Annotated in this window: 17 protein-coding genes; 10 read left to right on the top strand and 7 right to left on the bottom strand. The window is 66.4% G+C overall.

The genetic code is table 11. The features are described from left to right. Nucleotides 1-85 precede the first annotated feature (85 nt). On the bottom strand, nucleotides 86-1,156 hold the full coding sequence (locus ACFQNJ_RS05165) for a patatin-like phospholipase family protein (protein WP_382254492.1): 1,071 nt from the start codon (nucleotides 1,154-1,156) through the stop codon (nucleotides 86-88). Between the two features lie 125 nt (nucleotides 1,157-1,281). Here ACFQNJ_RS05165 and ACFQNJ_RS05160 point away from each other — a divergent pair, with 125 nt between their 5' ends. The 7 genes from ACFQNJ_RS05160 to ACFQNJ_RS05130 all read left to right on the top strand — a co-directional run bounded on the left by ACFQNJ_RS05160 (nucleotide 1,282) and on the right by ACFQNJ_RS05130 (nucleotide 6,138). Then, nucleotides 1,282-1,650 (top strand): YciI family protein, encoded by a 369-nt coding sequence (locus ACFQNJ_RS05160; RefSeq protein WP_382254489.1) that lies wholly within the window; start codon nucleotides 1,282-1,284, stop codon nucleotides 1,648-1,650. Nucleotides 1,651-1,727: 77 nt separating this feature from the next. Next, on the top strand, nucleotides 1,728-2,171 hold the full coding sequence (locus ACFQNJ_RS05155; RefSeq protein ID WP_382254486.1) for an SRPBCC family protein: 444 nt from the start codon (nucleotides 1,728-1,730) through the stop codon (nucleotides 2,169-2,171). Nucleotides 2,172-2,193: 22 nt separating this feature from the next. After that, nucleotides 2,194-2,631, top strand: a complete 438-nt coding sequence (locus ACFQNJ_RS05150; RefSeq protein ID WP_382254483.1) for a VOC family protein — start codon at nucleotides 2,194-2,196, stop codon at nucleotides 2,629-2,631. After that, the gene (locus ACFQNJ_RS05145) at nucleotides 2,619-3,044 is read left to right on the top strand and encodes a YciI family protein (protein ID WP_374642303.1); all 426 of its coding nucleotides are present in this window, start codon (nucleotides 2,619-2,621) and stop codon (nucleotides 3,042-3,044) included. The genes ACFQNJ_RS05150 and ACFQNJ_RS05145 overlap by 13 nt, the downstream gene beginning before the upstream one ends. A gap of 13 nt (nucleotides 3,045-3,057) precedes the next feature. After that, nucleotides 3,058-3,468 (top strand): VOC family protein, encoded by a 411-nt coding sequence (locus ACFQNJ_RS05140; RefSeq protein WP_382254481.1) that lies wholly within the window; start codon nucleotides 3,058-3,060, stop codon nucleotides 3,466-3,468. A gap of 9 nt (nucleotides 3,469-3,477) precedes the next feature. Then, complete coding sequence (locus ACFQNJ_RS05135) at nucleotides 3,478-4,755, top strand: RNA polymerase sigma factor (RefSeq protein WP_382254478.1); 1,278 nt, start codon at nucleotides 3,478-3,480, stop codon at nucleotides 4,753-4,755. An 84-nt stretch (nucleotides 4,756-4,839) separates the two neighbouring features. After that, complete coding sequence (locus ACFQNJ_RS05130; protein WP_382254476.1) at nucleotides 4,840-6,138, top strand: glycerophosphodiester phosphodiesterase family protein; 1,299 nt, start codon at nucleotides 4,840-4,842, stop codon at nucleotides 6,136-6,138. Nucleotides 6,139-6,143: 5 nt separating this feature from the next. On the opposite strand, the gene ACFQNJ_RS05125 is transcribed toward ACFQNJ_RS05130, so the two are convergent. Further along, nucleotides 6,144-6,782 carry an FMN-binding negative transcriptional regulator gene (locus ACFQNJ_RS05125; RefSeq protein ID WP_382254473.1) on the bottom strand — a complete coding sequence of 213 codons (639 nt, stop codon included), beginning with the start codon at nucleotides 6,780-6,782 and terminating at the stop codon, nucleotides 6,144-6,146. A gap of 80 nt (nucleotides 6,783-6,862) precedes the next feature. Between ACFQNJ_RS05125 and trhP the strand changes: the two genes are divergently transcribed. The 3 genes from trhP (at nucleotide 6,863) to rarD (ending at nucleotide 10,057) form a co-directional block, all read left to right on the top strand. Further along, complete coding sequence (gene trhP / locus ACFQNJ_RS05120) at nucleotides 6,863-8,239, top strand: prephenate-dependent tRNA uridine(34) hydroxylase TrhP (protein WP_382254470.1); 1,377 nt, start codon at nucleotides 6,863-6,865, stop codon at nucleotides 8,237-8,239. A gap of 73 nt (nucleotides 8,240-8,312) precedes the next feature. Continuing rightward, complete coding sequence (locus ACFQNJ_RS05115; RefSeq protein ID WP_382254467.1) at nucleotides 8,313-9,185, top strand: Rossmann-like domain-containing protein; 873 nt, start codon at nucleotides 8,313-8,315, stop codon at nucleotides 9,183-9,185. Continuing rightward, a complete protein-coding gene (rarD, locus tag ACFQNJ_RS05110) occupies nucleotides 9,182-10,057 on the top strand; it encodes an EamA family transporter RarD (RefSeq protein ID WP_382254465.1) in 876 nt (291 codons plus the stop codon). Before ACFQNJ_RS05115 ends, rarD begins: the two co-directional genes overlap by 4 nt. Nucleotides 10,058-10,060: 3 nt before the next feature. On the opposite strand, the gene creC is transcribed toward rarD, so the two are convergent. The 5 genes from creC to acnB all read right to left on the bottom strand — a co-directional run bounded on the left by creC (nucleotide 10,061) and on the right by acnB (nucleotide 17,631). Next, nucleotides 10,061-11,524 carry a two-component system sensor histidine kinase CreC gene (gene creC, locus ACFQNJ_RS05105; protein WP_382254463.1) on the bottom strand — a complete coding sequence of 488 codons (1,464 nt, stop codon included), beginning with the start codon at nucleotides 11,522-11,524 and terminating at the stop codon, nucleotides 10,061-10,063. Next, a complete protein-coding gene (gene creB, locus ACFQNJ_RS05100) occupies nucleotides 11,521-12,231 on the bottom strand; it encodes a two-component system response regulator CreB (RefSeq protein ID WP_382254460.1) in 711 nt (236 codons plus the stop codon). Before creB ends, creC begins: the two co-directional genes overlap by 4 nt. Nucleotides 12,232-12,290: 59 nt before the next feature. Further along, a complete protein-coding gene (locus ACFQNJ_RS05095; RefSeq protein WP_382254457.1) occupies nucleotides 12,291-12,866 on the bottom strand; it encodes a class GN sortase in 576 nt (191 codons plus the stop codon). After that, nucleotides 12,863-14,863 carry a marine proteobacterial sortase target protein gene (locus tag ACFQNJ_RS05090; protein WP_382254454.1) on the bottom strand — a complete coding sequence of 667 codons (2,001 nt, stop codon included), beginning with the start codon at nucleotides 14,861-14,863 and terminating at the stop codon, nucleotides 12,863-12,865. The genes ACFQNJ_RS05095 and ACFQNJ_RS05090 overlap by 4 nt, the downstream gene beginning before the upstream one ends. Before the next feature lie 170 nt (nucleotides 14,864-15,033). Next, a complete protein-coding gene (gene acnB / locus ACFQNJ_RS05085; RefSeq protein WP_382254451.1) occupies nucleotides 15,034-17,631 on the bottom strand; it encodes a bifunctional aconitate hydratase 2/2-methylisocitrate dehydratase in 2,598 nt (865 codons plus the stop codon). Nucleotides 17,632-17,657 lie beyond the last annotated feature (26 nt).

Genomic DNA, 17,657 nt, shown 5'->3' with positions numbered 1-17,657 from the left:
TTCGATTCTCGGCACAGGGGCTTTTCCGCGCCGATACAGGGGTTAAGCCTTTTCGGGTCGGCGCGAGGCACAACCGTCATGCAAATCAGGGCATCACCTCTCCGAAGGCTTCACGCAGATCCAGGGTACTGCGTCGGCCGATGTGCCGCCGGTTCTCGTGCAGCCAGCGGTCAGCCGCCTCTGCGCCACGCTCGAACAGCATCGACAGGAAAGGCCACTGGGTCTGCACCTTGCTGCCGGCACCGAGCTCAGCCAGTGCCTGCCCCCCTTCGACACGATGCACCTTCAGGGCATCGATGCGTGCGAACAGCGGATTGCGGTAGTGATGTCCGGGGCGTCCTTCATCGGCGATGAGCTGCTTGAGCAAGGCGATGGAGCGCAACTCCTTGAGCAGGCTGGCGTTGAAGGTCACTTCGTTGATGCGATCCAGAATGGCCTCTGCGCTGACGGGCACTTCATCACGCAGACTCGGGTTGATCTGCACCAGCAGGAGGTCTTGCGCAGCGCTTTCGCTGATCAGCGGCAACAGGGTCGGGTTGCCGGCGTAACCGCCATCCCAGTACGCCTCGCCATCGATCTCCACCGCCTGGAACAGCAATGGCAGACAGGCCGAAGCGAGCACCACGTCGACGCTGAGTTCGTGCTGGCGGAAGGTGCGCAGGGCACCGGTGCGCACCTGGGTGGCAGCAATGAACAGCTGTGTCTTGTTGCAGCCGCACACCCGATCGAAATCCACAGTCTCGCGCAACACATCCCGCAAGGGGTTGAGGTTCAGCGGGTTGAGCTGATAGGGCGAGAACTGGCTGCCCAGCACGCTGACAGCCTGGCGCCAGGGCGCCGTCCATGCAGCCAGCCACGGATTGTCGGGACCCCACAGTGCCGCCGCCGGTCCCATCTCCAGCGCATGGAAGGGAGATGTCTGTGCCACCCGGCGCCAGAACCGGCCCAGGCACTCGCGCGCGCCATCGCGTCCCCCCTCCATCAGCCCGGCCGCCAGTGCCACCGCGTTCATGGCCCCCGCACTGGTGCCACTGACACCGGCGATTTCCAGACTGTCGTCCTGCAGCAGACGGTCCAACACGCCCCAGGTGAACGCGCCGTGCGAGCCACCGCCCTGCAGGGCCAGATCGATCTGCTGTCGCTTGTGTTTGGTCATGGGTACTCCCGAATGCAGGGGTTCATTGTGCAGCCGGCTCCCGCTGCACGGCAGACGGGTCGTGCGGTATTCCGCAATCGGTGCAGCGCTGGCATGATGCACGCGCCACACACATGCGAATGCCCATGTCCTACATGCTCCTGATCATCGAACCGGCCGGCCAACGCGCCACCCGCACCGAAGCCGAAGGCCGCGAGGCCTACGCCGCCATGCAACGGTTCGGACAGGCCATCGCTGCCAAGGGGCAGCTCAGGGCCGTCGAATCCCTGGCCTCGTTGGCCCACGCGGTGCGCGTCACCCACGCCAGTGGCCAGCCCCAGGTGCTCGATGGCCCGTTTGCCGAGGCCAAGGAGATGATCGGCGGCTTCTTTCTGCTGCAGAACGTCACCCGTGAAGAAGCCCTGGCCTGGGCACACGCCTGCCCTGCAGCCCAGTGGTGCACCGTGGAGGTGCGGGCGCTGGCGCCGTGCTTTGACGACAGCGTCGATACCTAGGGTTTTCACTGAGAAAGCGGTTGTCGAAATCAGGCGGGCTGTTTCGTCGTGGCATTGAAACCCCATCAGGAGCAACCATGTCCACCTTGCATTTCGACATCCACATCAACGCACCGCGCGAGCACGTCTGGCGCACCATGCTGTTCACGCCCAGCTACGAGCGGTGGACCGCGTCCTTCTGTGAAGGCTCGCGCTACGAAGGCAGCTGGGATGCCGGATCGATCATCCGCTTCCTGGCGCCCAACGGCGACGGCATGGTTTCCGAGATTGCGGAACACCGTCCGGCCCAGTTCCTGTCGATCCGTCACATCGGCGCCATCGCCAATGGCGTGGAAGACACGACCAGCGAGTCCGTTCGTGCCTGGGCCCCCTGTTTCGAGAACTACACCTTCACTGACGAAGCCGGTGGTACCCGACTGCGCATCGATGTCGATGTGTTCGGTACCTACGAGGACTGGATGAACCAGACCTGGCCCCAAGCCTTGCAGGCCCTCAAGGCGATCTGCGAGACCCCCACCTGACCACTCCACCGAAGGAAGCACCATGACCCCCCCTGTCCCCATGTGCCCCGTCGTGCACTTTGAGATGCCCTACCAGGACCGCGAACGCGCGGCGCGCTTCTATGCTGCCGTTTTCGGCTGGACCCACCAGATGATGGGACCGGAGATGGGCGAGTACCTGCTGGTCAACACGGTTGAGAACGGACCCCGGCCTGGCGTGCTGCCAGAGGCACCGGTGGCCGCCATCCACGGCGGGCTCTATCCGAAGGACCCGGCCTCTCCCATTCAGCACCCGTCGGTCGTGATTGCAGTGGAGGATATCCGTGCCGCGATGGAGCGGGTCCGGACGGCCGGCGGACAAGTGCTGGGCGAGCCCATGACCATCCCGGGCGTCGGCGAATACGTGGCCTTCGAAGACACCGAGGGCAACCGCAACAGCATCATCCAGCCGAGCATGGGAGACCAGCCATGCGCTTCATGATCATCGTCAAGTCCTGTCCCGAGTTTGAGGCCGAGCTGATGCCCGACGCGCCGGAAGAACTCATGGCCGAGATGGCCGCCTACCACGAAGAGCTGGCACGCGCTGGGGTGTTGCTCGACGGCAGCGGACTGCATCCCAGCCGCACGGGTTGGCGGATTCACTACGACGAAGACGGCGGCCGCCGGGTCGTCGATGGACCTTTCGCCGAAGCCAAGGAGCTGATTGCTGGCTACACCCTGATTCAGGTGCGATCGCGCGAAGAGGCCCTGGAGTGGAGCCGGCGCTTTCCCAACCCGGCCGGCCGTGGGAAGGCGGCGGTGATCGAGCTGCGTCAGCTGATCGAGCTCGACGAGTTCCCGCCCAGCCAGGCGCTGGACCAGATGCGGGCCATCGATGGCCTGAGCAACACCTGAGGGAGTGCCCGCCATGTTTCGACAAATCTTTGTGAACCTTCCCATCCACGACATGGCCCGCTCGCAGGCCTTCTTCAAGGCCCTGGGGCTGAGCTTCAACCCCCGTTTCACGAACGAACAGGGCGCCTGCCTGGAGATTGGCGAGAACTTCTACGCCATGCTGCTGGTCGAGCCGTTCTTCCAGGGCTTCACGAAGAAGCCGGTCAGCAACGCCCACCAGAGCACCGAGGTGCTGCTGGCCCTGTCGGTGGACAGCCGCGCCGAGGTCGAAGAGGTCATCCGCAAGGCGGTGGCCGCAGGAGCCACCACACCGGTCGAACCCAAGGACTACGGCTTCATGTACCAGCACGGCTTTGCCGACCTGGATGGGCACCAGTGGGAGGTGTTCTGGATGGACGAGGCCGCCGCGCCTGAGCAGATGTAGTCGGCGGGCGTGCATTCCGCGGTTCACGACACCATCGCCGCCGTCTGGCGCATCGAGTCCGCCCGCATCGTGGCGGCCGTGGCACGGCGGGTGCGGGACCTTGGCGTGGCCGAAGAGCTGGCACAGGATGCCCTGGTGGCTGCGCTGGAGCGCTGGCCATTGGACGGCCTGCCCGACAAGCCCGCCGCGTGGCTGATGACCACCGCCCTGAACCGCGCCCTGGACCACCTGCGCCACCGGCAGATGACCAGCCAGCGCCACGACGACATCGCCGCCGACACCGAAGCGCTGCAGGCCCATGTGGTGCCCGACTTCAGCGACGAGCTCGATCACCGGCGGGAACAGGCCACCATCGGTGACGATCTGCTGCGACTGATCTTCACCGCCTGCCACCCGGTGCTGGGTGCCGAAGCCCGGGTGGCACTCACGCTCAAGCTGCTGGGCGGTCTGTCGACGGCCGAAATCGCCCGGGCCTACCTGGTGCCCGAGACCACCATGGCCCAGCGCATCGTGCGGGCCAAGCGCACACTGGCCGAGGCGGGTGTCCTCTTCGAAGTCCCCCAGGGTCAGGAACTGGCCCGCCGCCTGGGTTCGGTGCTGGAGGTGATCTACCTGATCTTCAACGAAGGCTACACCGCCACCAGCGGCACTCACTGGATGCGCCCCGCCTTGTGCGACGAAGCCCTGCGCCTGGGGCGTGTGCTGGCGCAACTGGCGCCTGAGGAGGCCGAGGTGCATGGCCTGGTCGCGCTGATGGAAATCCAGGCCTCGCGCACCGCCGCGCGCACCGATCCTCAGGGACGCCCCATTCTGCTGGCCGATCAGAACCGGGCCCGCTGGGATCACCTGCTCATCCGACGCGGTCTGGCCGCCCTGGACCGCGCCCAGGCGCTCCATCAAGGCGCCGGCCGCTACCGGCTCCAGGCGGAGATTGCAGCCTGCCATGCCCGCGCGCTGCAGGCCCGCGACACCGACTGGCATCGCATCGCCATGCTCTATGGTGCGCTGATGCAAGTCGCTCCATCGCCCGTGATCGAACTCAACCGCGGCGTGGCGGTGGGCATGGCCGAAGGGCCCACCGCTGGTCTGGCCGTGGTCACCCCTCTGCTCAACGACAAGACCCTGCAGCGCTACCCCTGGCTGTGGGCGGTGCATGGTGACCTGTTGGAGCGATTGGGCCGGCATGCCGAAGCCCGCAGCACCTTCGAACGCGCGGCCAGCCTCGCGGGCAACGATCAGGATCGCCACACCTTGCTGCGGCGCGTGTCAAACGCCTCACGGGACTGAAAGGCCGTCACACGGCTTTCACGCCGGCGACGGATGATGCGCCAGCCCACCTGCCCTTGCGTGACCAAGGCCAGGTGAGACATCATGACCACTACAGACCGGGAGGAAACCATGCCGAACATGCTTCGCCACGCCATCACTGCGACCGCCGCCCTGCTGAGCGCCGCGGTCTGGGCACAACCCATCACCGCCCCAGCCCGTGCCACCGGCGCCACGGAACGGCCCAGCCATGTTCAGCTGGGACCACGTCCCTTCTTTCTTGCCGATGACATGGCCGATGGCCCGCTCAAGCAGCAGCTTCAGCAATGCGCGCAACGCGGTCGTTTCACACCGCGCGACTTTTCCATCGGCCACCGCGGTGCCCCGATGCAGTTCCCCGAGCACACGGTGGAGTCCTATGTGGCGGCCGCTCGCATGGGTGCCGGCATCCTGGAATGCGACGTGACCTTCACCAAGGATCACGAACTGGTCTGCCGCCACGCCCAGAACGACCTGCACACCACCACCAACATCCTGCTCACGCCGCTGGCGGCCAGGTGCACCCAGCCCTTTGTGCCCGCCGTGCTCGACGTCGATGGCAAGGTGGTGACGCCAGCCAAGGCCGAGTGCCGCACCAGCGACATCACCCTGGCCGAGTTCCGCACCCTCAGGGGAAAGATGGACGCCTTCAACCCGGCCGCCCGCACGCCCGCACAGTACGTGGCCGGCACCGCCAACTGGCGCACCGATCTGTATTCGGGCCCGACCAGCGGGACGCTGATGACCCACGCCGAGAGCATCGAGCTGTTCAAACGGCTGGGCGTCAAGATGACCCCCGAACTCAAGAGCCCCAGCGTGCCCATGCCGTTCAACGGCTTCAGCCAAGAAGCCTACGCACAGAAAATGATCGACGAGTACAAACGCGCCAGTGTGCCTGCGCGGCAGGTGTACCCGCAGTCCTTCGACATCCGGGATGTGCTGTACTGGGTGGCCAAAGAACCGGCTTTCGGCCAGCAGGCGGTGTACCTGGATGACGCCGACAAGGCCGCCGACCTGCCCGATCTGGCCACCCTGAAGGACTACAAGGCCAAGGGCATCAACATCTGGGCGCCACCCACCTTTGCCCTGCTGGCCGCGGAGAACGGCCGTATCGTGCCCTCGCAGGCCGCCAGGGATGCCAAGGCCGCCGGACTGGGTCTGATCACCTGGACGCTGGAGCGCTCGGGCGTGCTGGCCGACGGCAACAACGGCTGGTACTTCCAGACCTTCGACAGCGCCGTGCGGCGCGAGGGTGACATGCTGCAGGCCCTGCACGTGCTGGCGCAGGACGTTGGGGTGATGGGCGTGTTCTCGGACTGGCCGGCCACCACCACCTTCTACGCCAACTGCATGGATTTGCGCTGAAGGCTTCAGTCCTTTGGCTGAAAGGCGCGCATGGCATCGGCCAGCCCAAGGCACTGTCGGTCGGCCAACCCGGCGATGGCGCCTTCGCGGTCGCGTGCCTCCTTGTTCTGGCTCAGCTTGAACTTGCCCTCCAGCCGCTGCAGGCTGACCTCAATGCCCACAATGGCGGCCAGCATCTGGTCGATGTAGTCGGCCGGTGAGTCGCCCATCATCCAGGGCTTGGCCTGGCCAGAGCGTTTTTCGTGCTCGCGCGTCAGGCGCGCCACCAGGCCGCGGACGAATCGCTCCTGGTCCATGACGGTCAGTTGGCCGTGCACATGGACCACCTGGTAGTTCCAGGTGGGCACCTGGCGGTGGGTTTCGTGCTTGCTGGGATACCAGTTGGGCGAAATGTAGCCAGCCTCGCCGCGGAAGATGACCATGGCCGCCATCCCGCCATCGGCCGGCACCTGCTGCCACAGCGGATTGGCGCGGGCCACGTGGGCGCGCAGCACACCGGCGGCCTCGTCCACCTCGAACGGCAGGTGGTTGGCGTCCAGCCCCTGCGGGCCGTGGATGACCAGGGCGCCCAGCGGGTGGGAGCGCATCAGTGCCAGCAGCGCGGCACGGTCGTCTGAGGTGTTGAAGTGGCTCGGGTTGTACACGGTCGTCCATCCTTCTCGCAAGGGCACTTGGCCGCTGAATTGTGTGAACCGGCCGCTTCCGGGACAATATCAGGTTCACCATGAAATCACCCGAACTGCTCCTGCCCGCCGGCTCGCTGCAACGCATGCGCGCCGCCTTCGACTTTGGCGCCGACGCCGTCTACGCCGGCCAGCCGCGCTACAGCCTGCGCGCCCGCAACAACGAATTCCGGCTGGAGCAGATTGCCCAGGGCATTTCCGAAGCGCACCAGCGCGGCAAGAAGTTCTTTGTCACCAGCAACCTGATCGCCCACAACGACAAGCTGCGCACCTACCTGCGCGACCTGCAGCCGGTGGTGGAGCTGCGTCCCGACGCGCTGATCATGGCCGACGCCGGCCTGATCATGCTGGTGCGCGAGCAGATGGAAAAAGGCCTGTGGCCCGAGGTGCCCATCCACCTGTCGGTGCAGGCCAACACCACCAACAGCGCGGCAGTGAAGTTCTGGCAGAAGCAGGGGGTGACGCGCATCATCCTCAGCCGCGAGCTGAGCCTGGACGAGGTGGAGGCCATCCGCAACGACTGCCCCGACATGGAACTGGAGGTGTTCGTGCACGGCGCGCTGTGCATCGCCTATTCCGGGCGCTGCCTGCTCAGCGGCTACTTCAACCGCCGCGACCCCAACCAGGGCACCTGCACCAACGCCTGCCGCTGGGAATACAAGACGCACGGCGCCACCACCGAAACCGACACCGGCGACGCGGCCCCGTTGCAGACGCTGGACGGCTTCAACTTTGCAAAGGAAGACGAGGAAGCGGCCAGCGCGTTCTCCACCACCGGCAACGGCCAGCGACACCCCGAGGCGAACAAGGTCTGGCTGATCGAGGAAGCCGGCCGCCCGGGCGAGCTCATGCCCATCATGGAGGACGAGCACGGCACCTACATCATGAACAGCAAGGACCTGCGTGCGGTGGAGCACGTGGCACGGCTGGCGGCCATGGGCATTGACTCGCTCAAGATCGAGGGCCGCACCAAGAGCCACTACTACGTGGCGCGCACCGCGCAGGTCTACCGCCGCGCCATCGACGACGCGGTGGCCGGCAAGCCCTTCAACCCCGAACTGCTGCTGGAGCTGGAGGGCCTGTCCAACCGCGGCTACACCGGCGGCCTGCTGGAGCGCCGACCCAGCCAGGACTACCAGAACTACATCAACGGCAGTTCGCAGGGCCAACGCAGCCAGTTCGTGGGCGAGGTGCTGCAGGTGCGCGAAGACGGCTGGGCCGAGGTGGAAGCCAAGAACCGCTTCGCCGTGGGCGACAAGCTGGAGGTCATCCACCCCGCCGGCAACCGCATCATCGAGCTGGGCCAGATGCACAACCAGGACGGTCAGGCCATTGAGGTGGCGCAAGGCAGCCCGATCCGCGTCTGGGTGCCGCTGAACGGCCCAAGCGAAGGTGCGCTGATTGCGCGGCTTCTCTGACGCACGACCGCTGGCTCACCAGGCGCGTGCCTGAGGCGCCTGACACACACCCATGACCCGGTACCATGCCCGTATGAACGCTGGCTCACCTTCCATCGCTGCCGAGATCCTGAGGCAGCTCGACACCATCGGCCTGCGATGGCGCGCGCCCGCGGTGCGCCGCCTTCACCTGCCTGGTGGCGAACTCCAGCCCGGCGAGCACGACGCCGAGTTCTGCGCCATCGAGCTGGATGACGGGGCCTTCGGCCTGTCGTACGTGCTGTTGGGCAGCACTTTGCGTGGCCTGCTCGCGCAGCATGGCCGCCGCTCTGCCCCCCTGGCCGGTGCCGACCCGATGGTGCTGGCGCGGGCCCTGACGGATGGCGACGAGGTGGCCCGCGCCGTGGCCCTGGCCGCCATCAGCGCCCTCACCGATTCGGTCTGGCGGCGCATTGGCTATGAGCCGCCCTCGGCCGGCAACTCGCTGGGCGATGTGGTGCTGGGGCCGGACGACCACCTGGGCATGATCGGCTTTTTCCCCCCGCTGGTGCAGCGCGTGGCCGAGGCTGGCGGGCGCCTGAGCGTGGTGGAGATGAACACCGAGATGGTGGAGCGCCAGCGCACCCGCTACCCGCAGATCACCATCGGCCTCGACCGTGGGCTGCTGGCCACCTGCAACACCGTGGTCGGCACGTCCACCATGCTGCTCAACGACAGCCTGGACGACATGCTGGCGGCGGCCCCGCAAGCCACGCGCTTTGCGGTCATCGGCCCGTCGGCCGGGCTCTGGCCCGATGCCCTGTTCGCCCGCGGCGTCACGCTGCTGGGCGGCACGCGCGTGACCGATCCGCAAGCCTTTGCGGACGCCATGGCCGCCGGCGAAAGCTGGAGCGCCGCCACCCGCAAGTTCGCCATCGCGCGTGAGGGCTGGCCAGGCTGGCAGGCCATGACCGGGTGCGCCGCATGACGCGCAAAGGTTTGTTGTACGGGATCTCGGCCTATGGCCTCTGGGGCCTGTTCCCGCTCTTTTTCAAGCAGCTGCAGCACGTCGGCTCGCTCGAGGTGGTGCTGCACCGCATGGTGTGGTCGCTGGCCTTTGTGCTGCTGGTGCTGGCCGCCCTGCGCCGCTGGACCTGGCTGCGCGAGGCGCTGCGCAGTCCGCGCCTGCTGGCCACCTTCGCCGTCTCCTCCCTGCTTCTGGCGGCCAACTGGCTGACCTACATCTGGGCCGTCAACAACGGGCATGTGCTCGATGCCAGCCTGGGTTACTTCATCCTGCCACTGGTCAATGTGGCGCTGGGCTTCGTCTTCCTGCACGAGCGCCCCCGTCTGGGGCAGTGGCTGGCCTTCGGCATCGCCGCCGCCGGGGTGCTGTGGCTGGCCCTGCTCACCGGGCATGTGCCCTGGATTGCGCTGGGCCTGGCCCTGAGTTTCGGTTTCTATGGCCTGATCCGCAAGCTCGCGCCGCTGGGTGCGCTGGAGGGCATGTCGCTGGAAACCATGCTGCTTGCCCCGCTGGCGGCCGTGGCGTTGCTGTGGGGCCACCAGAGTGGCAGCATGCCCGCGCACGACACGCACACCTGGTTGCTGTTCCTGCTCTGCGGCCCGGTCACCGCCATTCCGCTGCTGCTGTTTTCGGCCGGTGCCCGGCGGGTGCCGCTGTCCACCATGGGCATCCTGCAGTACCTCACGCCCACCATCCTGCTGTTCCTGGGCACCCTGCTCTACGGCGAGCCCTTTGCCGGACCGCGGCTGGCCGGCTTTGCCCTGATCTGGACCGCCCTGCTGCTCTACTCGGTTGACGGCTGGCGACACCGGGCGCGACCGGCCGCTGCCTGACCGTCAGGCCCGACGACCGGCGGCGGCGCCGCGTTGCACCTGGGGCAGGGTCAGGTCCACCTGCACACCCTGGCCGGGTACGTTGGACAACCTCACCGAACCCCGGTGCAGATGGGCCACCTCCTGCACCAGACTCAGGCCCAGCCCGGTGCTCTTGCGCTGACTGTCGGGGCGTGGCAGCGAGTAGAAGCGCTCGAACACCCGTTCGATGGCGTAGTCCGGCACCAGGGGGCCTTCGTTGAAGATGCCGACCCTCACCTGTGCGTGGTCGGTGAGCTCGGCCCTGACCAGGATATGCCCGCCCGGCGGTGTGAAATCGATGGCGTTGTCCAGCAGATTGCTCAGCGCCTGCTCGATGAGGAAGCGCTCGGCGTCCACCTGCAGCCCCGGTGTGACATGCATCTCCACCCTGAGCTGCTTGCGGCTGACCAGGCTCTGTTTGGCCTGCAGTTCCTGGGCCAGCAAGGTCTGCAGGTCGATCCGCTCGACACTGTCGAGCTGCTGGCGCTTTTCCACCGTTGCCAGGGACAGCAGGCGGTCGATCAGGCGCTGCAGCCGCGCCGACTCGGCATCGATGTTCTGTGTGAACCGCTGGCGTGCTTCCTCGGGCAGGTCTGCCTCCTGCAGCAGTTCGGCAGCACCGCGGATAGCCGACAGGGGCGACTTCATCTCGTGGGTGAGGGTGTGGACGTAGTTCTCCACATAGGCCTTGCCCTCGATTTCTTCTCGCATGGCGCCCGTGGCCTGCGCCAGCCGATCCAGTTCCGGCTCACCCATCACGGGCGGACTGGCCCGCTCGCCATGGCGCACCCGTTCCACATAGCTGACCAGGCGGCGGATCGAATGGGTCAGCCAGTAGGCCATGGCGCCACCGAGCAGAAGGGCCGCCAGCAGGATCAGCCCGCCGCGTTGCCAGAAGTGCGCGTTGGCCAGGGTGATGAAGGGCTGCAGGCTGGCGGTGGGCTGGCCCACGCTCAGCACCCCTCGCAGCCCCTCGGCGCCCATGACCGGTGCTGCCACAAACATGTAGCTGCTGGTCTCATCGATCGGATCGGTGCGGGTGGTGCGGGCCCCATACGCTCCGCGCAGGGTCAGCGCCACGTCACGCCAGCGGGAGAAGTCTTCGCCGATCAGATCCGGATCCGTGTGGAACAGCACCTTGCCCCGGGTGTCGGTGATGTAGACCACCAGTTCGGTCCGGGTCTTCTCCCGCGACCAGATCATGGCGTTCAGAGGGCGCTGCCGGTACCTGGCCAGCGCCTCGCTGAAGGCCGAGCCTGGCGCAAAACCGTCGTCCCAATGAAGGGCACTGAGCTCCGCCAGCAGCTGGCTGCTGTCCACCAGCACTTCCTCGCTGGCCTGGCGCATGGAGGACGGCAGCTGGTTGATGATGCTGTGATAGAACAGCAGCGTCCCGACGCCCGCCAGCAGAAACCAGGCCACGAAGACCCTGAACCCCAGCCTCATGGACGCGGCGCTCCACCGTGGACATCCAGGCTGTACCCCAGCCCGCGATGGGTGACGATGGGATCGTGCGCGGGATCCACGCGCTTGAGCTTGGCCCGAATGCCCTTGATGTGGGTGTCCACCACCCGATCGAAGTTGGCCGACGGATCGTCCCAGGCCGAATCCAGCAGCTGCTCGCGGCTGAGCACATGCTCGGGACGCTGCAGCAAGGTGCTCAGAATCAGGTATTCGTAGCGCGTCAGGTCCAGCCACTGGCCCCGGTAACGGATGCGCCGCCGCTGCGCGTCATGCTCGAAACACGCGTCGGACGCCTGCGGTGGCGGCGACATGGCGGTGACAGGCCCACGGGCGCGGCGCAGGATGGCCCTCACCCGCGCCGACATCTCCCGCGGACTGAAGGGCTTGACCACGTAATCATCGGCACCGATCTCCAGGCCGACGATGCGGTCCACCTCTTCCTTGCGCGCGGTCAGAAACACCACCGGCACGCTGGAAAACTGCCGGATCTGGCGGCACAGTTCGAACCCGCTGGTATCGGGCAACCCGACATCCAGCACCAGCAGGTCCACCGCCTGATGCTGCAACCATTCGAGCCCTTCCCTGCCCAGCTGGCACCAGTGCACCTCGAATCCCTCGCTGCGCAAGGCATAGATCAGGGCATCGGCGATGGCTCCCTCGTCCTCGATGATCAGTATTCGCTCACCCATGGGTTCTGCTTGTGTGTCGGCCAGCGGCCATTGTGGCGGCTTTGCGGCCGGCGGCGCAATCATGTGACAGGCTCCAGCCGGGCACTGACCACGTAGCGCAACGGTCCGCCGCTTTGCAACGATGCAAACGGATAGCAGGTGACCAGCCTCAACTCCGCCAGGCCCTGCTGAAACCGCATGGTCTGCCGGGTACTGTCGACCACCTGCCGGGTGTCGACCCGGTACACGTGCTCCACCCCCCGGCTGTCCTGCACCGTCAGCCGCTGGCCCGGTTGAAGGTGCTGCAAGAAGGCGAAATGGCTGTCCTGGTGACCCGCCAGCAGCATGGTGGCCGCTTCGCCAGGCCGGGCACTGGCCGGGTGGTGCCCGGGGCCGAAGGCCAATGCCTGCCCGCTGACGCTGGCCAGCACGTAATGCTGTCGGCCACCGGGTTCGGTCAACCGGGCCACGGGCCATGTATCAGCCCAGCGCCAGGGCTTGACCGGCTGGCCAGTGCGCAGGGTCTGTTCCCAGGCATGTGCGATCAACTGCTGGGCCACCAAGGCCTTGCCCTGCAGCCACAGGGCCTGCCCGGCCAGCGCCAACCCAGCCAGCAGCAGAACACCTCCCAGGATCGGACGCAGGCGCTGGATCATGCCATCTTCCTGCGCATCAGCAGCACACCCATGAGCGCCAGCAACACCGCCAGCAGCCATTTCTGCAGCAGGCCCAGCGAGGTCTTCGGGTACTGGTGATCGACCGGGTTGAGGTTGCCCACCGCCTCGCTGTCCAGCGGCTGATCGGCATCACGCACCGGCCGTTCATCCACCGCCACAAAGCTGGTATACGCACTCATCAGGCGGTGCTTCAGGGCCACCTCCAGCACCTGCTGGCGCACCTGCCCGGCGTCCTGCCCCTGGGTCAGCTGGTCCATCAGCACCTCGATCTTCTGGCGCGCCCACAGCACGGCTGCGCCCGCATGGTGCTGTTCGGCCGGCAACACCACCTGCTGCTGCCAAGGCTGCGGTTGACGGCCATGCAGCGTCAGATGTGCCGGCATGCGATTGAGCTTCATGGCGAGCAACAGGGGCTGACCTGCATACAGGTCGGGCAGCTCACGGGGCCAGTACTCGGCTTCGATGCCGGCGGGCAGCTCCAGGCGCAAATCCGTCAACACCGGGCTCTCCAGCTTCTCGAACAGGGACGCCATCTGCGTCTCGACCTCATGGGCATGGGCGATGAAGTTGTAGGTGCCGCGGCCCAGTTCGGCCGCCTTCCGCAGCAGATAGCTGTTGGGTGCCGCACCGATGCCCACAGTGAAGACCCGGGCCCGGTGGCGCCGGCGCTCGATCAGGGAGAGGATCTCGGCCTCGTTGCTCACCGAGCCATCGGTGATGAAGATGACCTGGCGCAGGAAAGCCGGGTCGCTGGGAAAGGCCAATGCGTCGCGCAGCACCGGCAGCATCTCGGTGCCGCCGTCGGCCTGCAGCCGCCTGACCCAGGCCTGAGCCTGCGCGATATGGCTGGCACTCGCTGGCTGCAGATCGCGGAACAGCATGCTGTGCTGGTGGTTGAACTCCAGCACATTGAACCGGTCCTCGGGCTGCAATCTGCCCAGGGCGTAGATCAGGCTTTCCCGCGCCTGCCGGATGCGTTCACCCCCCATGGACCCCGAGGTGTCGATCACCATGATCACTTCACGCGGCATGCGTTCGGTGTGCGCCGGCAGGTCACCGGGCATCAGCATCAGCAGCGCGTGCAGGTCGCCATCGACGCGTTCGGCAAACACATTGACGCGGCTGGACGGCCCGGCGGGCAACTGCCAGTCGAGCACGAAGTCCCGGTCCATCGGCACCGCTTCCGTCTCCAGCGTGACCCGGTGGCGGTTGCCGTCCGAGCGCATCCGGATCTCATGGCTGGGGCTGGACAGGCTGGCCACCGGCTGCCCGGCGTCCAGATCCAGATTCACGCGGGTGCGGTGCGACCGGGCAGGCTGCATGCCAGCCGGCAGGACCGGCCCCTCCAGGCTGTCCGTCTCGACCGCTGTGGCCGTGGCCTGCCCTTCCCTCGGTTCCTGCACCGGCGGGCGGTACCGCGGTGTCATGGTCAAGGGCAGGCGCAAGGACAGGCGTGTGCCATCGGGCACCAGAAGCTCGGTGTACTCCAGATGGACAACGATGTCCTTGCCCGGCTCGATGTTGGCCACCGATGTGTTGAAGATGTTGGGACGCCGCTGCTCCACCAGTGCGGTGGCCTGCCCTTGTGCGCGGGCCTGTTCGTAGATCCGGCGCGCCTGCGCTTTCTCCTCGATGCGCCCGATGATGCGCCGCTCGCCGATCACCATCTGCATGCCATGCACGCCGGCACGCTCGGCCAGGGGAAACGCATACATCCCTTCGGCAAACCGGTCGAGGGTGTTGCGGAAGCGCTGCTCCAGCCTGACCCGTGCCACGGGTCCGCTGACCTGCACGTCGAAGCGGGTTTCCAGCAACAGCGCAGGCTGCCAGTCCTCGCGCTCGCTGGCGCGCAGCAGCAGAGCGCCACTCTGGGCGTCGTTGAGCCAGTTGTTGATGTGGGCAGGCTGCGCCTGGGCGGCACCCGGGCGCCCCAGCAAACCCACCAGAAGGATGAGACATCCCAGCAATCTCAGCATGACAGGTTCTCCTGTGTTGACCTGTCGGAGATGCTCGCTCCGCTGTTTGTGCGGATGATGTGGTTTGTGTGTGGATTCTGCGGCGACCGTGCGATGTCGTTCAGAAAGGCCCAAAAAACAAAGGCCCGGGGATCGCTCCCCGGGCCTTTGTCACTCAGTCAGCCAGCCTGTCAGGCGACCGTCTTGGCAACCTCGGCATACTCTTCGATCTGGTCGAAATTCATGTACTTGTAGATCTGGTCGGCCTTGGCGGTGATCACACCGGTGGCGGCCAGGTACTCTTCCTTGGTGGGCAGCTTGCCCAGCTTGGACGCGACGGCGGCCAGCTCGGCTGAGCCCAGGAACACATTGGTGTTCTTGCCCAGGCGGTTCGGGAAGTTGCGGGTCGAGGTGGAGATCACCGTCGCACCTTCGCGCACCTGGGCCTGGTTGCCCATGCACAGCGAGCAGCCGGGCATCTCGGTGCGGGCACCGGCGCTGCCGAAGGCGGCGTAGTGGCCTTCCTTCATCAGCTCGGACGCGTCCATTTTGGTCGGCGGTGCCACCCACAGCTTGACCGGGATGTCACGGGCGCCGCCCAGCACGGTGGCGGCCGCGCGGAAATGGCCGATGTTGGTCATGCACGAACCAATGAAAGCTTCGTCGATCTTGGTGCCGGCCACTTCGGACAGGAACTTGGCGTCGTCCGGATCATTCGGGCAGCAGACGATCGGCTCGGTGATGTCGGCCAGGTCGATCTCGATCACGGCGGCGTACTCGGCGTCCTTGTCGGCCTCCAGCAACTCGGGCTTGGCCAGCCAGGCTTCGACCTTCTCGATGCGGCGCTGCAGTGTCTTGGCGTCCTGGTAGCCGTCGGCGATCATGTTCTTCATCAGAACGATGTTCGAGGTCAGGTACTCCTTGATCGGCTCGGGGTTGAGCTTGATCGTGCAGCCGGCAGCGGAGCGCTCGGCCGAGGCGTCGGACAGTTCGAAAGCCTGTTCCACCTTCAGGTCGGGCAGACCTTCGATTTCCAGGATGCGGCCCGAGAAGATGTTCTTCTTGCCGGCCTTGGCCACGGTCAGCAGACCGGCCTTGATGGCGTACAGCGGGATGGCGTGCACCAGGTCGCGCAGGGTCACGCCCGGCTGCATCTGGCCCTTGAAGCGCACCAGCACCGACTCGGGCATGTCCAGCGGCATCACGCCGGTGGCAGCGCCGAAGGCCACCAGGCCGGAACCGGCCGGGAACGAGATGCCGATCGGGAAGCGGGTGTGCGAGTCACCACCGGTACCGACGGTATCGGGCAGCAGCAGGCGGTTGAGCCAGCTGTGGATCACGCCGTCGCCCGGACGCAGTGCGACTCCGCCGCGGCTGCTGATGAAGGGCGGCAGCTCGCGGTGCATCTTGGCATCCACCGGCTTCGGATAGGCGGCGGTATGGCAGAAGGACTGCATCACCAGATCGGCACTGAAGCCCAGGCAGGCCAGGTCCTTGAGTTCGTCGCGGGTCATCGGGCCGGTGGTGTCCTGGCTGCCGACGGTGGTCATCTTGGGCTCGCAGTAGGTGCCCGGGCGGATGCCCTGGCCTTCCGGCAGGCCGCAGGCACGGCCGACCATCTTCTGCGCCAGCGTGAAGCCCTTGCCGGTGTCCTTGGGAGCCACGGGCAGGCGGAAGGCGGTCGAGGCCGGCAGGCCCAGGAACTCGCGCGCCTTGGCGGTCAGCGAGCGGCCGATGATCAGGTTGATGCGGCCACCGGCCTGCACTTCGTCCAGCAGCACCTGGCTCTTGAGCGCGAACTCGGCCACCACGGCGCCGTTCTTTTCGATCTTGCCGTCGTAGGGGTAGACGTCGATGACATCACCCATTTCCAGTTTGCTCACGTCCACTTCAATGGGCAGCGAGCCGGAGTCTTCCTGCGTGTTGAAGAAGATGGGGGCAATCTTGCCGCCCAGGGTCACGCCGCCAAAGCGCTTGTTAGGCACGTACGGGATGTCCTGGCCGGTGGCCCAGATCACGCTGTTGGTGGCCGACTTGCGGCTGGAGCCGGTACCGACCACGTCGCCCACGTAGGCGACCAGGTGACCCTTCTTCTTCAGGTCCTCGATGAACTGCATCGGGCCGCGCTTGCCGTCTTCCTCGGGCTTGAAGGCCGCGTCCGGGCGCGTGTTCTTCAGCATCGCCAGGTAGTGCATAGGGATGTCCGGGCGGCTCCACGCATCGGGTGCGGGCGACAGGTCGTCGGTGTTGGTTTCGCCGGGCACCTTGAAGACGGTGACGGTGATCTTCTTCTCGACGGCCGGACGGCTGGTGAACCACTCGGCGTCGGCCCAGCTCTTCATGACTTCCTGGGCCTTGGCGTTGCCGGCCTTGGCCTTGGCAGCCACGTCATTGAAGTAGTCGAACATCAGCAGGGTCTTCTTCAGACCCTCGGCGGCCACACCCGCCACGTCGGCGTCGTCCAGCAGCTCGATCAGCGGATGCACGTTGTAGCCACCCACCATGGTGCCCAGCAGCTCGGTGGCTTTGGCCTTGGAGATCAGGGCGACCTTTTCGTCACCGTGCGCCACGGCAGCCAGGAAGCTGGCCTTGACCTTGGCGGCATCGTCCACGCCCGGCGGCACGCGGAAGGTCAGCAGTTCCATCAGGAAGGCTTCCTCGCCAGCGGGCGGGTTCTTGATCAGCTCGATCAGCGCGGACACCTGTTTGGCGTCCAGCGGCAGCGGGGGAATGCCCAGGGCAGCGCGCTCGGCGGCGTGGGCACGGTAGTCGGCGAGGAAGGTCGACATGGTGATCTCCGGTGGGGTGGGTGATG

This window comes from Hydrogenophaga bisanensis, assembly GCF_042665135.1.
In the GTDB taxonomy this organism is placed as follows: domain Bacteria; phylum Pseudomonadota; class Gammaproteobacteria; order Burkholderiales; family Burkholderiaceae_C; genus Hydrogenophaga; species Hydrogenophaga bisanensis.
Note: the sequence above shows the minus strand (reverse complement) of the source record. Positions and strands in the feature narration are given on the sequence as shown.